The organism is Sorangium sp. So ce296 (genome assembly GCF_051529605.1).
Taxonomy (GTDB): domain Bacteria; phylum Myxococcota_A; class Polyangia; order Polyangiales; family Polyangiaceae; genus Sorangium; species Sorangium cellulosum_D.
Genome location: NZ_CP150325.1, coordinates 1497661 through 1513255 on the forward strand (window position 1 = coordinate 1497661; position 15595 = coordinate 1513255).

Genomic DNA, 15595 nt, shown 5'->3' on the forward strand with positions numbered 1-15595 from the left:
CGGAGCCATCGGAAAACGACTCTAGCGTGCCGCCCCGACACGCGTTATTTGCACGCCGAACCACGATGCAGCTTGATTTCGGAATCAATGCAGGGCTCGTCGAGGAGCTCTATGCGCAGTACCTCGAGAACCCGGAGTCGGTAGACCCCGGCTGGCGCTCGTTCTTCGAGGGCAAGAACGGCGGCGCCGCGCCGATCAGGCTGCCCGCTCCGGCCGCGCTGCCGTCCGCCCAGCCGCAGGCGCAGCGGCCCTCGGCGGCGCCGGGGAACGGGCACGGCAAGACGAACGGAGAGGCCGCGAAGACGCTGGAGGCCGCGTTCGCGCAGACGCTGAGCGAGCACCCGACCTCGCTCGAGACGTCGCGCGACCTGAAGGTGCTCGCGGAGGCGGCGCTCAAGGCGCGCGTCTACGCCCTCGTGAACGCCTACCGCGTGCGCGGCCACCTCTTCGCGCACGTCGACCCGCTCGGCCTGCCGCCCGCGACGCCGCCCGAGCTCGACCTCACGAACTTCGGGCTGCGCGTCGAGGACCTCGACCTCGCCTTCCCGACGACCGACCTCGCCGGCGTGCCGCCCGTCCTCACCCTGCGCGAGATCATCCGCCGGCTCGAGGAGACGTACTGCCGCTCGATCGGCGTCGAGTTCACGTTCATCGAGGAGCCCGAGGCGCGCCAGTGGCTCCAGCAGCAGATGGAGTCGACGCGCAACCGCCTGACGCTCGACCGAAAGAAGCAGCTGCGGATCCTGACGAAGCTCTCCGACGCCGAGATCTTCGAGCAGTTCATCCACAAGTCCTACGAGGCGGGGACGAAGCGCTTCTCGCTGGAGGGCGCCGAGAGCCTCATCCCGCTGCTCGACCTCATCATCGAGCGCGCCGGGTCGCACGAGGTCGACGAGATCGTGGTCGGCATGGCGCACCGCGGCCGGCTCAACGTCCTCGCGAACATCATGGACAAGAGCCTGCGCGAGATCTTCGCGGCCTTCGAGGACAAGGACGCGGAGCGCCACCTCGGCAGCGGCGACGTCAAGTACCACCTCGGCTACTCGACCGACCGCACGCTCGAGAACGGGCGCAACGTCCACCTCACGCTCACGTTCAACCCGAGCCACCTCGAGTTCGTGAACCCCGTCGTCCAGGGCCGCGTCCGCGCGAAGCAGGACCGGCGGCTCGCCGACGGCGCGGCCGACGCGCGCCGCCGCGTGATGCCGCTGCTCATCCACGGCGACGCGGCGTTCATCGGGCAGGGCGTCGTCGCCGAGACGCTCAACATGATGAACCTGAAGGGCTACTCGACCGGCGGCACGGTCCACGTCATCGTGAACAACCAGGTCGGCTTCACGACCGACCCGATGGAGGGCCGCTCGACCCGCTACGCGTCCGACATCACCCGGATGCTCAAGGTCCCGGTGTTCCACGTGAACGGCGAGGACCCGGAGGCGGTCGCCCACGTCGCGCAGCTCGCGATCGACTACCGCTCGCGCTTCGGCTCGGACGTGGTCATCGACATGTACTGCTACCGCAAGTACGGCCACAACGAGGGCGACGAGCCGCGCTACACGCAGCCGCGGATGTACGCCGCGATCGACAAGAAGCCGACCGTGCGGCAGGTCTACGTCCGGCGCCTCATGGAGCTCGGCCAGATCACCGCGGAGAAGGCCGAGGAGATCGTGATGCGGCGCCGCGAGGCGCTCGCCGCCGCGCTCGACGAGGTGAAGCAGAAGGGCTTCGCGCCGGTGCTCTACTCGATGGGCGGCGTGTGGACGCACTACCGCGGCGGCGCCGATCACGCGACGCCGGACGTGCCGACGAGCGTGCCGGCCGAGCGGCTCATCGCCCTGTCCGAGAAGCTCCTCGAGCTGCCCGAGGGCTTCAAGGCGCACCCGAAGGTGCTGCCGACGCTCAAGCAGCGGCACGAGAAGCTCGTCGCCGGCGAGCCGTTCGACTGGGGCACGGGCGAGATGCTCGCCTACGCGTCGCTGCTCGCCGAGGGGACGCCGGTGCGGCTCTCCGGGCAGGACGTGCAGCGCGGCACCTTCAGCCACCGGCACGCGGTGCTGCGCGACGTGGAGACGAGCGCGCGCTTCGCGCCGCTGTCGAGCGTGGCCAAGGCGCCGGCGCGGTTCGAGGCGTACAACAGCCCGCTCAGCGAGGCGGGCGTGCTCGGCTTCGACTTCGGCTACAGCCTCGACTACCCGGACGGGCTCGTCATCTGGGAGGCGCAGTTCGGCGACTTCCTCAACGGCGCGCAGGTCATCGTCGACCAGTTCATCACGTCGAGCGAGGACAAGTGGCACCGCCTGAGCGGCATCGTGCTCTTCCTGCCGCACGGCTACGAGGGCCAGGGGCCGGAGCACTCGAGCGCGCGCATCGAGCGCTGCCTGCAGAACAGCGCCGAGGACAACATCCAGGTGTGCAACCTGACGACGCCGGCGCAACTGTTCCACGTGCTGCGGCGGCAGGTGCACCGCCCGTGGCGCAAGCCGCTCATCATCGCCACGCCGAAGAGCCTGCTGCGCGTCCCGGCGACGTCGAAGGGCCCGCACCGGCCCGTGTCGACGATCCAGGACCTCGCCGAGGGCCAGTTCCAGCGCGTGCTGCCCGACACGAGCGGGGTCGATCCGGCCGACGTGAAGCGGATCCTGCTCTGCTCGGGCAAGGTGTACTACGACCTCGCGCTGGCGCGGGAGACGCGCGGGCTCAAGGACGTGGCGATCCTGCGGCTGGAGCAGCTCTTCCCGCTGAACGACGAGATCGTGAACGCGCTCGCGCCCTACAAGGACGGCACGCCGCTCGTGTGGGTGCAGGAGGAGCCGCGCAACTACGGGTCCTGGTACTACGTCCTCGCGGTGCTCCGGAACAAGCTCGGCGACCGGCTGCCGCTCTCGTGCGTGAGCCGCGCGCCGAGCGCGAGCCCGGCGACCGGGTCGCGGGCGAGCCACCTCCTCGAGCAGAAGATGCTGATGGACGAGGCGTTCGTGGGGGGCAGCCGTTGAGCGAAGCCGCGAGCCTGCAGGACCGATACGCGCCGCAGAGCCGGTGCTTCGGGTGCGGGCCCGCCAACGACAAGGGGCTCCGGCTGAAGAGCCGCGTCGAGGGCGACGCGGTGGTCTGCGACTTCACGCCGGAGCCGCACCACGAGGCGTTCCCCGGGATGGTCAACGGCGGCATCCTCGGGGCGCTGCTCGACTGCCACTCGAACTGGACCGCGGCCCACCACCTCATGCAGGCGCGGGGGGCCGACGCGCCGCCGTGCACGGTGACGGCGGACTTCCACGTGAAGCTGAAGAAGCCGACGCCGCTCGGCCCGGTGCGCCTGCGGGCGCAGGTCGCGGAGGCCGAGGGCGACCGCGTGGTGGTCGAGGCGACCCTGGAGGCGGGGGGCCGGGTCACGGCGACGTGCCGCGGGACGTTCGTGGCCGTCAAGGAAGGGCACCCGGCCTTCCACCGCTGGTAGGCCGGCGGCCTCGCGGCGCCGCGCCGTGAGCGGCCGGCGGCCTCGCGCGCCGCCCCCCGCCCGTCCGCGACCGAGAAGGCGGTGCTCGCCGCCTCCGTGGCACACGCGATGCTCCGCGCCCCCGCGAGCGGCGTCCCCGGGCGGCTCGCGCGGCGCGGGCCGCGCTGCGCGGATTGTGCCGCGCAGCGCGGATCGTGGCGCGCGGATCGGCTCCGCCGCCTCGCGGCGCCGCGAACGAGGAGGATCCGCAATGAAGGCATACACGGGGTTCGCGGTCGCCGCGGCCGCGCTCGGCGCGCTGTACGCGCGCGTCGCGTCGGCGCAGGACTACGAGGGCGAGGTCCCGCCGAGCTACCTGAGTTCGCCGCTCCGGGCGCCGGGCAACGCGCTCGAGCTCGGGGTCGCCGCCGGGTACACGCAGGGGTTCGGCGACATCGGGAGCGAGCGGCGCCTCCGCGACGTGTCGGGCCCCGGCGCCGGCGTGGCCGTGAAGCTCGGCTACCGCGCGACGCCGAAGATCGGCCTCGGCCTGACGTCGAGCTACGAGCAGTACATGGCCATGGGCCCGGACCGGCGCGACACCGACGTCCGCGGCCTGACGGCGGGCGCCGAGGCGAGGTTCCACATGGCGCCGTTCCAGCGCATCGACCCGGTGATCGCGGTCGGCAGCGGCTACCGCGCCCTCTGGACGGCGGCGCCCGGCCAGGAGCGCGACACGCTCACCCACGGCGTCGAGCTCGCGCGCCTCACCGCGACGCTCGACGTCCGCATGTCGGACAGCGTGGCGCTCGGCCCATCGGTCGGCGGCGGGCTCAACGTCTTCTTCCTGGAGCGCGCCGGCGGCGCGAGCGCCGCCCACGAGGTCCGCGGCAGCCGCGTGAACAGCTTCGTGTTCGCAGGGCTCGAGGGGCGCTTCGACCTCGGCGGCCAGCGCGCGCGGGAGATCGTCGAGATCGCGCGGCGCTGAGCGACCGGGGCGCGGCGCGCTCCGGCAGCGTACGTCCCGAATCCACTCATCCAACTGCGATAGGCCATCTCGCGGCCTCGCCGCGCTCTCCATCACCGCTCGACACGTGCTGGACACAACGCAGCTCCCCTTCGAGGAGAGGCTCGGGCCGCGGACATCCGCTCTCCGAGCAGCACGCCTCTGGCGATGGCAAACACCGATTTCTATGGATCCCCAAAAACCGATACCGTAACGTACGAGACATCGAATCGACGAAGGCTGCGCGGACGGGGGGGGGACACGACCGCTCAAGAGCTCTTCTAGAACGACAAACGGGCTGAAACCGCTCAGAAGAGCAGGAATTCGAACCGCCAAGGCGCCAAGGACGCCAAGATCTTGTTCTCTTCTTGGCGTTCTTGGCGTCCTTGGCGGTTCATTTCTCGGTGGCGGGCGGCGCGGGGCGCCGCCTCGGCCGCGCGCCTGCGCGAGCGGCGGCCGCGCTCACCGTCGGGCGGGGCGCCGCGGGGATCTTGCTTTCAAGGGGGGACCTCATGACCACCATTCTCCTCGTCGAAGACAACGAGATGAACCGTGACATGTTATCGCGACGCCTGCTCCGCCGTGGATACGCCGTGGTGACCGCCGTGGACGGCGAGTCGGGGGTGGAGCTGGCGCGGGCCGCGCGGCCGCAGCTGATCCTCATGGACGTCGGCCTGCCCAACATCGACGGCCTCGAGGCGACGCGCCGCCTCAAGGGGGACACGCGCACCAGGGACATCCCCATCATCGTCCTCACCGCCCATGCGATGAGCAGCGATCGAGAGCAGGCCATCGAGGCGGGCGGCGACGACTACGACATCAAGCCCGTCGAGATCGAGCGCCTCGACGCCAAGATCCAGACGCTGCTCGCCCGGGAGTCGCCGTGAAGCGCCCGGCCGATCCCCTCGCCGGCCGCGGCGCCCCGAGCGACAGGCCCGGCAGGCAGGAGCTCTGGAGATCGCTCATCGCGCACCTCCGCCACGAGCTCCGCACCTCGCTCACCGCGATCGTCGGCTACGGCGACCACCTCCTCGAGTGCCTGCCGCTCGACGCGCCGACGAGCACCTTCGACGCGCTCAACGGGCTCCGCGGCATCGGGGCCTCCGTGCTCGCCCAGGTGAACGAGCGCATCTCCGAGGAGGCGCTCGGCGGCCGCGACTCGCAGGCGCTGCTCCGCAGCCTGCGCGAGCTCAACGACGCCACCGAGCCGCACACGAGCAAGATCGAGCCGCTCTGCGCCGAGCTGCTCTCCCGGTTCGAGCGCGAGGAGCGGTTCGCGCTGATTCCCATCCTCTGCAGGATCCAGGCGGCGGGGGTGATGCTGCGCAACCTCATCGCGTGCTACTCGCAGAGCGGCCTCCCGAAGGCCCCGTGGCTCGGGCTGCCGCCGGTCCAGGACGAGGCTCCCCTCCCCGCGCCCACCTCCCCGGCCAGGGCCGGGAGCCTCGGCGGGCGCCTGCTCGTCGTCGACGACAACTCCGTGAACCGCGACATGCTGAGCGCGTGCCTCGAGCGGCGGGGGTACGAGGTGGACCAGGCGCCCGGCGGGCGCACGGCGCTGCAGCTCATCCGCGAGAACGACTACGACCTGATCCTGCTCGATCTCGTCATGCCGGACCTGAGCGGCCTCGACGTCCTGGAGAAGCTGCGGGACGAGGGGCGCCTCGGCCTCGCCCCGGTGGTCCTGCTCTCCGCGTCCGACAAGCTCGGCGACGTGGCGCGCGGCATCGAGTGCGGCGCCGAGGACTACGTGACAAAGCCGTTCAACATGGTCCTGCTCCAGGCGCGCATCCGCGCCTGCCTCGAGCTCAAGCGGCTCAGGCAATGCGAGGAGGCCTATGTCACCCTGCTCCGGGAGCACCAGGCGCGCGCCGAGGAGGCGCAGCGCGGGGCGGCGCGGGGCGGCGCGGGCGAGCAGGGCGGGGGCTGAGCGAGGGGCCGCGCCGGCCGGGGCGCGCGCGGGGCGCTTCACAGGCGAAGCAGCGTGAACACGAGGGCGCCTGTCCGGGGCGTGCCGCGGACAGGCGCGGAGCGGCGAGCCATGCAGGTCATCCACACCATCGTCAGGGAGAGGCGCGCGTACAACAGCTGGGTCGCCAACGAGACCATGGAGGACTACTCCCTCCGCTACGCGCCGAGGTCGTTCCGGAAATGGTCCCCGGCGCTCCTCGCCAACACGGCGCTCGGCGGGATCTCGTTCCTCGCGCTCGAGGCCATCGGCGCCTCGCTGATCGTCAGTTACGGGTTCACGAACTCGGTCTGGGCGATCCTCGTCTCCAGCGCCATCATCTTCCTCACGGGACTGCCGATCTCGTACTACTCGGCGACGTACAACCTCGACATGGACCTCCTCACGCGGGGCGCGGGGTTCGGCTACATCGGCTCGACGATCACGTCGGTCATCTACGCGTCGTTCACGTTCATCTTCTTCGCCCTCGAGGCCGCCATCATGGCGCAGGCCCTCGAGCTCTACTTCGGGCTGCCGCTCGTGCCCGGGTACCTCCTGTGCTCGGCGGTGATCATCCCGCTCGTGCTCTTCGGCGTGACCCTGATCAACAAGTTCCAGCTCTGGACCCAGCCGCTGTGGCTCGTGCTGATGGCGCTGCCGTTCGTCTTCGTGCTCCACAAGGACCCGGAGGCGCTGTCCGGCTGGACCAGCTTCGCCGGCAGGTCGGAGGGCGGCGACCGGTTCGACCCGGTCCTCTTCGGCCTCGCGGCCAGCGTGAGCTTCTCCCTCATCGTGCAGATCGGCGAACAGGTGGATTACCTGCGGTTCATGCCGGACAGGACGCGATCGAACCGCCGCCTCTGGTGGACCGCGCTGATCCTGGCGGGCCCCGGGTGGATCCTGCTCGGCGGCGCCAAGCAGCTGGCCGGCGGCTTCCTCGCGTCGCTCGCGGTGCGGCAGGGCTCGAGCGTGGACGCGGCGCTCCGGCCGGTGGTGATGTACCTCGCCGGCTACGAGCACGTCTTCTCGAACCGCGGCGTCGTCCTCCTCGCGGCGATGGCGTTCGTCGTCGTCTCGCAGCTCAAGATCAACGTGACCAACGCCTACGCCGGGTCGCTCGCGTGGTCCAACTTCTTCTCGCGGCTCACGCACCGCCACCCCGGCCGCGTCGTGTGGCTCGTGTTCAACGTCGCGATCGCGCTCCTCCTCATGATGTTCGGGGTCTTCCACACCCTCGAGAAGGTGCTCGCGATCTACTCCAGCGTCGCGATCGCGTGGATCGGCGCGATCGTGGCCGACCTCGTCGTCAACAAGCCCCTCGGGCTGAGCCCGCGGTATATCGAGTTCAAGCGGGCGCACCTCTACGACGTGAACCCGGTGGGGGTCGGCGCGATGGGCGCGGGCGCCGCGGCCTCCATCCTCTGCTTCGCCGGGCTGTTCGGCCCCGCCGCCGCGGCGTACTCCTCGTTCATCGCGCTCGGCCTCGCGTTCGCGCTGTCCCCCGCGATCGCCTGGCTCACCCGGGGCAAGTACTACATCGCCCGCGAGAACACCCATTTCCCGAGCGACAAGGCCCCTGGGATCGCGCAGTGCTGCGTCTGCGAGCACGGCTACGAGCCGCAGGACATGGCGTACTGCCCCGTGTACGAGGGGGCGATCTGCTCGCTCTGCTGCACGCTGGACGCGCGCTGCCACGACGTCTGCAAGACGCCCCGGGCCGGGGTGTCCGCGCGCCGGGCGACGGCGCTCCGCGCCTTCGTGGCGGAGCGGCTGTCGGCGCGGCTCTCGTCGAGGCTCCTGCGCTTCGCGCTCGTGTTCGCCGCCATGGCGGGCGTCGTCGGGGCGCTCTTCGGGCTCTTCTACTGGACCGCCGCCCTGACCGCCGAGGCGCGGCCCGAGGTCCTCGCCGCGTTCATCAAGCTCTACGCCGCGGTCGTGGTCCTCATCGGCGTCGGCGCGTGGTGGCTCGTCCTCTCGTGGGAGAGCCGGGAGCTCGTCGAGGAGGAGCTCGATCGGCAGAACGAGCAGCTGCAGCAGGAGATCACCCTGCACAAGGAGACCGAGCAGGCGCTGTCCCAGGCGATGGAGCGGGCCGAGGTCGTGAACCGGCAGCTCTCGGAGGCCAAGACGCACGCGGAGGCCATGGCGCGGGCGGCCGAGCGCGCGAACCTGGCGAAGAGCCAGTTCGTCGCCAACATGAGCCACGAGCTGCGCACGCCGCTCAACGCGATCCTGGGCTACAGCGAGATGCTCCAGGAGGACGCGCTCGAGATCGGCAACCAGGCGTTCGTGGCGGACCTGAAGAAGATCCACCAGGCCGGCGCCCACCTCCTCGGCCTCATCAACGACGTCCTCGACCTGTCGAAGATCGAGGCGAGCAGGATGGAGCTCCACCCCGAGTCGTTCGACGTCCAGGCGCTGCTCGACGAGGTGACCTCGACCGTGCGCCCGCTGGTCGCGCAGCGCCGGAACACGCTCTCGATCCACCGCCCCGACGGCGCGATCACCCTGCACGCCGACCCGCGGAGGACGCGGCAGATCCTCTACAACCTGCTCAGCAACGCGGCGAAGTTCACCGCCGACGGCGCCGTGCGGGTGCGGGTCTCGGTCGAGCGCGAGGCCGGCCGGCCGGCGCTGCACCTCGAGGTCGAGGACGAGGGCATCGGGATGACGGAGGAGCAGCTGAAGCGGCTGTTCCAGCCGTTCGTCCAGGCCGACGCGTCGACCTCGCGCAGGTACGGCGGCACCGGGCTGGGCCTCATGATCACGAAGCGGCTCGTCGAGCTCATGGGCGGCGCGATCGAGGTGAAGAGCGAGGTCGGCAAGGGCTCCACGTTCCGCGTGCGGCTGCCGCTCGCGGCGCCGCCCGACGACGCCGCGGCGCGGGACGGCGCGGCGGACGGCCACGGTCGCGCGGGCGCCGAGGCGTGGGCGCCGGGCCGCGCGGACGCCCAGCGGCTCGTCCTCGTGGTGGACGACGACGCCACGGTGCGCGACCTGCTCAAGCGGCACATCGAGGCGCTCGGCCACCACGTGGCGCTCGCGCCGGGCGGGCGGGAGGGGCTGCGCCTCGCCGGCACGCTCTTCCCCGACGTGATCACGCTGGATCTCCTGATGCCCGAGATGGACGGCTGGCGGGTGCTCTCGGCGCTCAAGTCGACCCCGGCGCTCGCGTCGATCCCGGTGATCGTCATCTCGATCGTCGAGGAGCGGGGCATCGGCTATTCGCTCGGCGCCGCGGACTACATCACGAAGCCGGTGGAGCGCGAGGCGCTGGAGCGCGCGCTCGCGCGGTGCGCGCTCCGGAGCGGGCGCAGCCCGCGCGTCCTCGTGGTCGAGGACGACGCGCCGAGCCGGGAGGTGCTCGAGGGGATGCTGCGCAGGTCGGGCTGCGACGCGGTGTCGGCGGCGAACGGCCGGCTCGCGCTCGATCTGCTGGCGACCGACGCGGAGGCGCCCGACGCGGCCATCGTCGATCTGATGATGCCCGAGATGGACGGCTTCGAGCTGATCGAGCGGCTGCGCCTCCACGAGCACTGGCGCCGGATGCCGCTCATCGTGCTCACGGCCAAGGAGCTCACGGACGACGATCGCGCCCGGCTCCGGCTAGGCACCGAGCGGGTGTTCCAGAAGGGCGAGCTCGGCCTCCAGGAGCTCCTGGAGGAGGTCCGCGTCTGCGTCGAGGCCGCGGCGCAGGGCAGTGCTCACAATTGAACATGAAGGCGGGAAGGCGGGAAGGCGAGAAGGCGAGAAGAAAAGGCCAATGATCTTCCTGCCTTCCCGCCTTCATGTGAGCTCTCTCCGGGCCAATTTGAGCGCCGCCAGCCGGCGCGCCCCTGGCGTGAGCTCGCCGGCGCGCCCTCTCGGCTCGGGCCGCGCCGATTCCGGTCCCGCGCCGCCCGGCCTCGGCTATCCTCGGCGGCCAGCGCGGCGCCGCCGCCGCGCGCCTCGCCCACGATGCGGTTGTACGTCGCCCTCGCCCACTTCGAAGGCTGTCCCTTCGATTTCCTGAACAGCCCCACCGCGCTCCGCGGGGCGCTGGAGGCCGCGGTGGCCGCCGGGCCGTTCACCCTGCTCGAGATGGTGGTCGTCCCGTTCTCGCCGCAGGGCATCACCGCGTGCGCGGTCGTCAGCGAGTCGCACGTGGCGCTGCACTCCTGGCCCGAGTCGGGGCGGCTCTTCGTCGACGTCGCCTCGTGCAGCACGCTGGAGAGCGTCCGCCGCGCCGTCGCGGCCATCGGGGGCGCGCTGCCCGCGGGGCGGCTCGCCGTGCTCGACGAGCGGATCGTCGACCCCGACGGCGCGCGGGCGCCCTGACGCGGCGGCGCGCCCCCTCCCCGGGGGCGCCGCCGCGCCGCTCGGCGGTCCGTGTCAGTGGCTGCCGATGACCCGGCGGAGCGGCTTGTTGAACGCGAACATCGCGGCGCCGGCGCCGACGCCGAGGACGGTGAGGAGCAGGAAGAACATCTCCTTCGGCCAGCGCGTGTAGAAGATACCGATGTAGCCGCTCAGCGTGTTGCCGAAGAAGCTCGAGACGAACCACATGCCCATCATCATCGACACGATCCGCACCGGCGAGACCTTGGTCACGAGCGACAGGCCGATGGGCGACAGGTAGAGCTCGCCGATCGTGAGGAGCAGCGTGCAGAAGAGCGGCCAGAACAGGCTGCCCTTGCCGTCGCCGACCGCCTGCGCGCCGAGGATCATCACGATGAACGACACCCCGAGGAGGATGCAGCCGATCGCCATCTTCGACACGCTCGTCGGCTCGGTGCCGCGCTTCGCCTGCCAGCGCCAGAAGATGTCGAGGAGCGGGGCGAACAGGATGATGCAGAGCGGGTTCCACGACTGGAACCACGTCGACGGGATCTGGAAGCCGAGGACGACGGGCCAGACGGTCTTCTCGTCGGCCCAGGTCTGCATCGTGTTGCCCTGCTGCTCGTAGACCGCCCAGAAGACGATATTGAGGGCGCAGAGCGCCACGAGCGCGCCGACGCGCTTCCACTCGTCGCTGGAGAGCGGCTGCTTCTCCTCGCCGGTCCCTTCGGCCGCCTTGGTGAGGTTGTCCTTGGCGAGGTACTTTTGCCCCATCAGGTAGACGACGAGCCCAAGGCACATCCCGACGCCCGCGGCGGCGAAGCCGTAATGCCAGCCGTAGACGGCGGCGAGCGTGCCGCACACGAGGTTGCAGATGAAGGCGCCGACGTTGATGCCCATGTAGAAGATGGTGAAGGCGCCGTCGCGGCGCGGATCACCCTTCGGGTACAGGCTGCCGACCTGGGTCGAGATGTTGGGCTTGAACGCGCCGTTGCCGAGGATGAGCAGGAGCAGCGCGAGGAAGAACGAGTCCTCGGAGGCCATGACGAAGTGTCCGATGGCCATCAGGACGCCGCCGATCACCACCGTCTTGCGCTGGCCCCACACCCGGTCGGCGAGGATGCCGCCGAAGAACGGGGTGAGGTAGACGAGCCCCGTGTACAGCCCGTAGAGCATGGACGCCTGCTCGGCGGGCGCGCTCGGGAGCAGGCCCCGGATGAACTCCCACGCGAACACCGTGGCCGGATCGCCAGGGACGAGCTCGCACGGCGGCGTGTGCTGGCGGCACCCCTGGTACGCCTCCCGCATGGTGACGAACAGGTAGTTCGCCATATACATCTTGAGCAGGCCGCGCATGCCGTAATACGAAAAGCGCTCCCACATCTCCGCGAAGAAGAGGATCACGAGCCCCGGCGGGTGCTTGAAGCGCCTCTCGAAAGCGGTGACGGGGAGGGCGGGCTCGGTTGCTTGCTCGCTCAATGCTGTCTCTCCACGAGCTGGGACCACGCTGCGTGGTCGTCGGGCGATGCAGGGGATGGTGGGGCCTGATGCCCCTCGGCATGCGGATGCTAGACGATCCGCGACGCCCACGTCACGCCCTTGTTGCGCACAGCGTCGACCCGGGGGAACCGGGTATCCACGTGGGCGGCCCCGCGGCGCGGCGGCGCCTCCCCGGCGTTCCAGGCCGTCGGGGCGCGCCGGATGGCCCGCGCCGCCCTGCGCCCGAGCAGCGGCCATGGCGCCGGCGCCGCCCGGCGCGGCGGCGGTCGAAGCGGCTGAGCGGCGCCGGCCGGCGCCGTGGTCAGTCGCGCCGCGAGCGCCGCGCGGCCGCGCGCTCCGCCCTGGCCGCGCGAGGCCGCGCTCGTCGACGACGGGAGATCCGATCGAGCGGTGGAGATCGGCAGTCGAGGCTTCCGGTGAGGCGCCGCCGGTCGCAGGTGACGCGTGATGCGAACTTCAAAGCTCCGCTCCGTCCCGAGAGATAGGACCCGTACGTCGAGCCTCCTCTGGATTCCCCTCCTCTGGACTCCTCTCCTCCCTGCCTGCGCCGGACTCGAGCCCTCGCCGCCCGCGGCGTGCGCGCCCGGCGAGGAGCTCTTCCGGGGCCGGTGCGTCCACCCCGCCGCCCGCTACGAGCCTGAAGAGCGCATCGACCGGGACAACGTCGTCGCGTTCGGCGCGCCGCTCACCCGGCTCCGGTTGCCGGAGCCGCCGCGCAGCGGCTTCAGGATCATCGCGCCGCCGCGGCCCCTCGCGCCCGGCGAGGAGGCGCTGTTCTGCCTCTCATGGCCCTTCCCTGCCCTCGTGAACGAGACCGTCCACGCGGCGCGCCTCTACACGACGGCCGGGCTGCACCACAGCAACGTCATCGCCAAGCCGGTGAATCCGTCGTACGGGCCGAACCCCTACCCGGACTGCCATCCTGGCGCCGACGACGCCTTTGGCGCGCTGCCGGCGGTCATCCCGGACGTCCTCTTCGCGAGCTCCACCCAGGTCGTCGGCGACGAGACGCTCGTCTTCCCCGAGGGGATGGGCTTCACCCTGGACACGACCCGCGAGATCGCGACGAGCGTCCACCTGCTCAACACGTCGGCCGAGCCCGAGGTCGTCGAGCTCGCCTACGACTTCTTCACCATGCCCATGTCGGAACGCACGGAAGAGCTCGTGCCGTTCGTCATGAACGTGAACGACTTCCTCGTCCCGCCGCGCGCCACCCGGACCGTGGGCGCCACGTGCTCGACGTTCGGGGGGAACATCGTGTCTCTCATGCCCCACACGCACCGTTACGCCGAGGCCTTCGACGTGGATGTCGTCCGCGAGGGCGGCGGCGAGGCGCGCGTCTACGAGGGCGGGGCGTTCGACCTGGAGGGCGACATCGAGGTCTACCGGCCTGCGATCGCGCTCGAGGAGGGCGATTCGCTCCGGTACGCGTGCAGGTTCCGGAACACGTCGGACCACGATCTCACCTTCGGCTTCGGCGACAACGAGATGTGCACGCTCTTCGGGTACATGTACCCGCCGGAGAAGCAGCTCGCGGCGGTGTCGCTGCGCGACGGAGAGCCGTGCCTGTCGTTCGGCATCGGCGCGCTCCGGTGAGGGGCCGGCGCCGCCCGGCCGCTGGTCCCCGCAGCGAGGAGCGCCGTTCCGCCCCGCAGCATCGCGCCGCACAGGGGCGAGCTGCGCCGGCGACGCCCGCCTCCCGTCGCTGAAGCGCCTCGGACCGGCCCTGCGTGGTTCCCGGACAAGGCGCGGCGTCCCCCCGGCATGCGTCCGGCATGCCCCCGATCCGGGCATCGACGGACAGAAATTGTTTTTCAGATTACATTTTACGCACAAAACCATGTACCAAGATTGCACAATCATGAACAAACGATACACATCGACATGCTCCCCGGGCGGTTCGGTGGGCTAGACCACGTTCACCTTCGCTCGAAGGTCCACGTTCAGGAGATTCACCGTGAAGCGAGAGCTCCTCCGTTCACCGCACGCGATGATGGTCGCAGCGCTCCTCGTCTCGGCCTTCGGAGGGCTGGGCGCCTGCCAGAGCAGCGAAGACGACGACGCCTCGGGGGCGCCAGAGGCCTCCGGGTCGCCCGGGCGTTGCGTCTACACGAGCGCCTTCAGCCAGGCCGAGGAGTGCCGCGAGTACACCGGCCGAGGCTGGACCGCGGAGGCCGCCGAGGCCGACTGCAAGGCGCTCCAGGGCTCCACCTTCACCGGCGGCGAGCGCTGCGGCTACCCGGAGACGCTCGGCCGATGCGTGCTCGGCGGCGGGACCGACGACGCGTACGCCATCGTCTTCCCCGGCGGCGACGCGAGCCAGTGCGCCGCCACCCAGCGCGGCTGCGAGATGTTCGGCGGCGGCCAGTTCGAGCCCGACGCCTGCGAGGCCGCGACCGAGGACCCCGGCATCGGCACGGGCGGCGCCGTCTTCCAGTGGCCCGAGCTGGTCTGCGTCGAGCCGGAGGCCGGCGAGCCGGCCGGGCAGAGCGACGGCAAGGTCTGCACGTTCGGCGCGATCTCGGGCTGCACCGAGCCGGGCCGCCGGTTCACCGATTACGCGTCGTGCGAGCCGGTCTTCACGCAGCGCCCGTACTGGCCCGCGCCGCCCTCGGAGTACAAGACCCCGAGCGACGATCCGCGCCTGTCCGATCCGGAATGGCTCGCGGAGCTCGCCTGGGTCACGGAGCAGACCGAGGCGTGCGGGTGCGTGTGCTGTCACTCGGAGAACACCGCGCCCGCGGGGCCGTCGAACTGGTACATCGAGGCCGGGCCGATCTGGACCGACAGCTTCAATCCGTCGGGCCTCGCGCTGGCCGCCGGCTGGGTCTCCTCGGCGGCGCTCGGCGCCTATCCGCCGGACCAGAACAACGGCTTCTCCCGCGACGTCGCCGGCCTCCCCACCACCGACCCGGCGCGCATGGTCGCGTTCTTCGAGGGCGAGCTCGAGCGCCGCGGGTTCACGAGGGAGGATTTCGCGGACATGACCCCGTTCGGCGGGCCCATCTATGAACAGAGCCTTTACGAGCCGAGCGACTGCGCGGCGGGCGAAGGCGTGGACGCCGCGGGCAAGGTCACCTGGGCTGGCGGCGGCGCCCGCTACGTCTACGTCATGTCGGCGGACGCCGCGAACCCGGGCGCGCCCCCCAACCTCGACCTGCCCGAGGGGACGATCTGGCGGCTCGACGTGCCCTCGAGCGCCGAGCCCATGAAGAGCGGTATCGCCTACGGCGAGGTCCCAGCGAGCACGAAGCAGGGCTATCCCGCCGACGGGACCCCCGAGGAGCTCGTCCCGGGCACGAAATACTATCTGTACGTGCTGGCAGACGTCGGCATCCCGATCACGCGGTGCCTGTTCGAGATCTCGCCCTGAGAGGGAGCGCCGGAGCGC

At 71.0% G+C, this 15595-nt stretch carries 10 protein-coding genes; 9 read left to right on the forward strand and 1 reads right to left on the reverse strand.

Annotated elements, in window-relative coordinates; translation table 11 throughout:
- The first annotated feature begins 65 nt into the window (after nucleotides 1-65).
- The 7 genes from WME98_RS05640 (at nucleotide 66) to WME98_RS05670 (ending at nucleotide 10704) form a co-directional block, all read left to right on the forward strand.
- Nucleotides 66-2993, forward strand: a complete 2928-nt coding sequence (locus tag WME98_RS05640) for a 2-oxoglutarate dehydrogenase E1 component (RefSeq protein WP_437950335.1) — start codon at nucleotides 66-68, stop codon at nucleotides 2991-2993.
- Nucleotides 2990-3454: a PaaI family thioesterase gene (locus WME98_RS05645; RefSeq protein ID WP_437721257.1), complete on the forward strand. Its 465-nt coding sequence runs from the start codon at nucleotides 2990-2992 to the stop codon at nucleotides 3452-3454. Before WME98_RS05640 ends, WME98_RS05645 begins: the two co-directional genes overlap by 4 nt.
- Nucleotides 3455-3704: 250 nt before the next feature.
- Nucleotides 3705-4421, forward strand: coding sequence for a hypothetical protein (locus tag WME98_RS05650; RefSeq protein ID WP_437950336.1), 717 nt, complete (start codon nucleotides 3705-3707; stop codon nucleotides 4419-4421).
- A gap of 530 nt (nucleotides 4422-4951) precedes the next feature.
- Complete coding sequence (locus WME98_RS05655; RefSeq protein ID WP_020738673.1) at nucleotides 4952-5326, forward strand: response regulator; 375 nt, start codon at nucleotides 4952-4954, stop codon at nucleotides 5324-5326.
- Nucleotides 5323-6369: a response regulator gene (locus WME98_RS05660; RefSeq protein WP_437950337.1), complete on the forward strand. Its 1047-nt coding sequence runs from the start codon at nucleotides 5323-5325 to the stop codon at nucleotides 6367-6369. The genes WME98_RS05655 and WME98_RS05660 overlap by 4 nt, the downstream gene beginning before the upstream one ends.
- A gap of 111 nt (nucleotides 6370-6480) precedes the next feature.
- Nucleotides 6481-10101 (forward strand): hybrid sensor histidine kinase/response regulator, encoded by a 3621-nt coding sequence (locus tag WME98_RS05665; RefSeq protein ID WP_437950338.1) that lies wholly within the window; start codon nucleotides 6481-6483, stop codon nucleotides 10099-10101.
- A gap of 243 nt (nucleotides 10102-10344) precedes the next feature.
- Nucleotides 10345-10704, forward strand: coding sequence for an S-adenosylmethionine decarboxylase family protein (locus WME98_RS05670; RefSeq protein WP_437950340.1), 360 nt, complete (start codon nucleotides 10345-10347; stop codon nucleotides 10702-10704).
- A gap of 54 nt (nucleotides 10705-10758) precedes the next feature.
- Here WME98_RS05670 and WME98_RS05675 read toward each other — a convergent pair whose 3' ends face one another.
- A complete protein-coding gene (locus tag WME98_RS05675) occupies nucleotides 10759-12183 on the reverse strand; it encodes a peptide MFS transporter (RefSeq protein WP_437950341.1) in 1425 nt (474 codons plus the stop codon).
- 468 nt (nucleotides 12184-12651) lie between these two features.
- On the opposite strand from WME98_RS05675, the gene WME98_RS05680 reads away from it, so the two are divergent.
- Together WME98_RS05680 and WME98_RS05685 are read left to right on the forward strand one after the other, a co-directional pair.
- A complete protein-coding gene (locus WME98_RS05680) occupies nucleotides 12652-13800 on the forward strand; it encodes a hypothetical protein (RefSeq protein WP_437950342.1) in 1149 nt (382 codons plus the stop codon).
- Between the two features lie 361 nt (nucleotides 13801-14161).
- Nucleotides 14162-15577, forward strand: coding sequence for a proteinase inhibitor (locus WME98_RS05685; protein ID WP_437950343.1), 1416 nt, complete (start codon nucleotides 14162-14164; stop codon nucleotides 15575-15577).
- The last annotated feature ends 18 nt before the right edge of the window (nucleotides 15578-15595 follow it).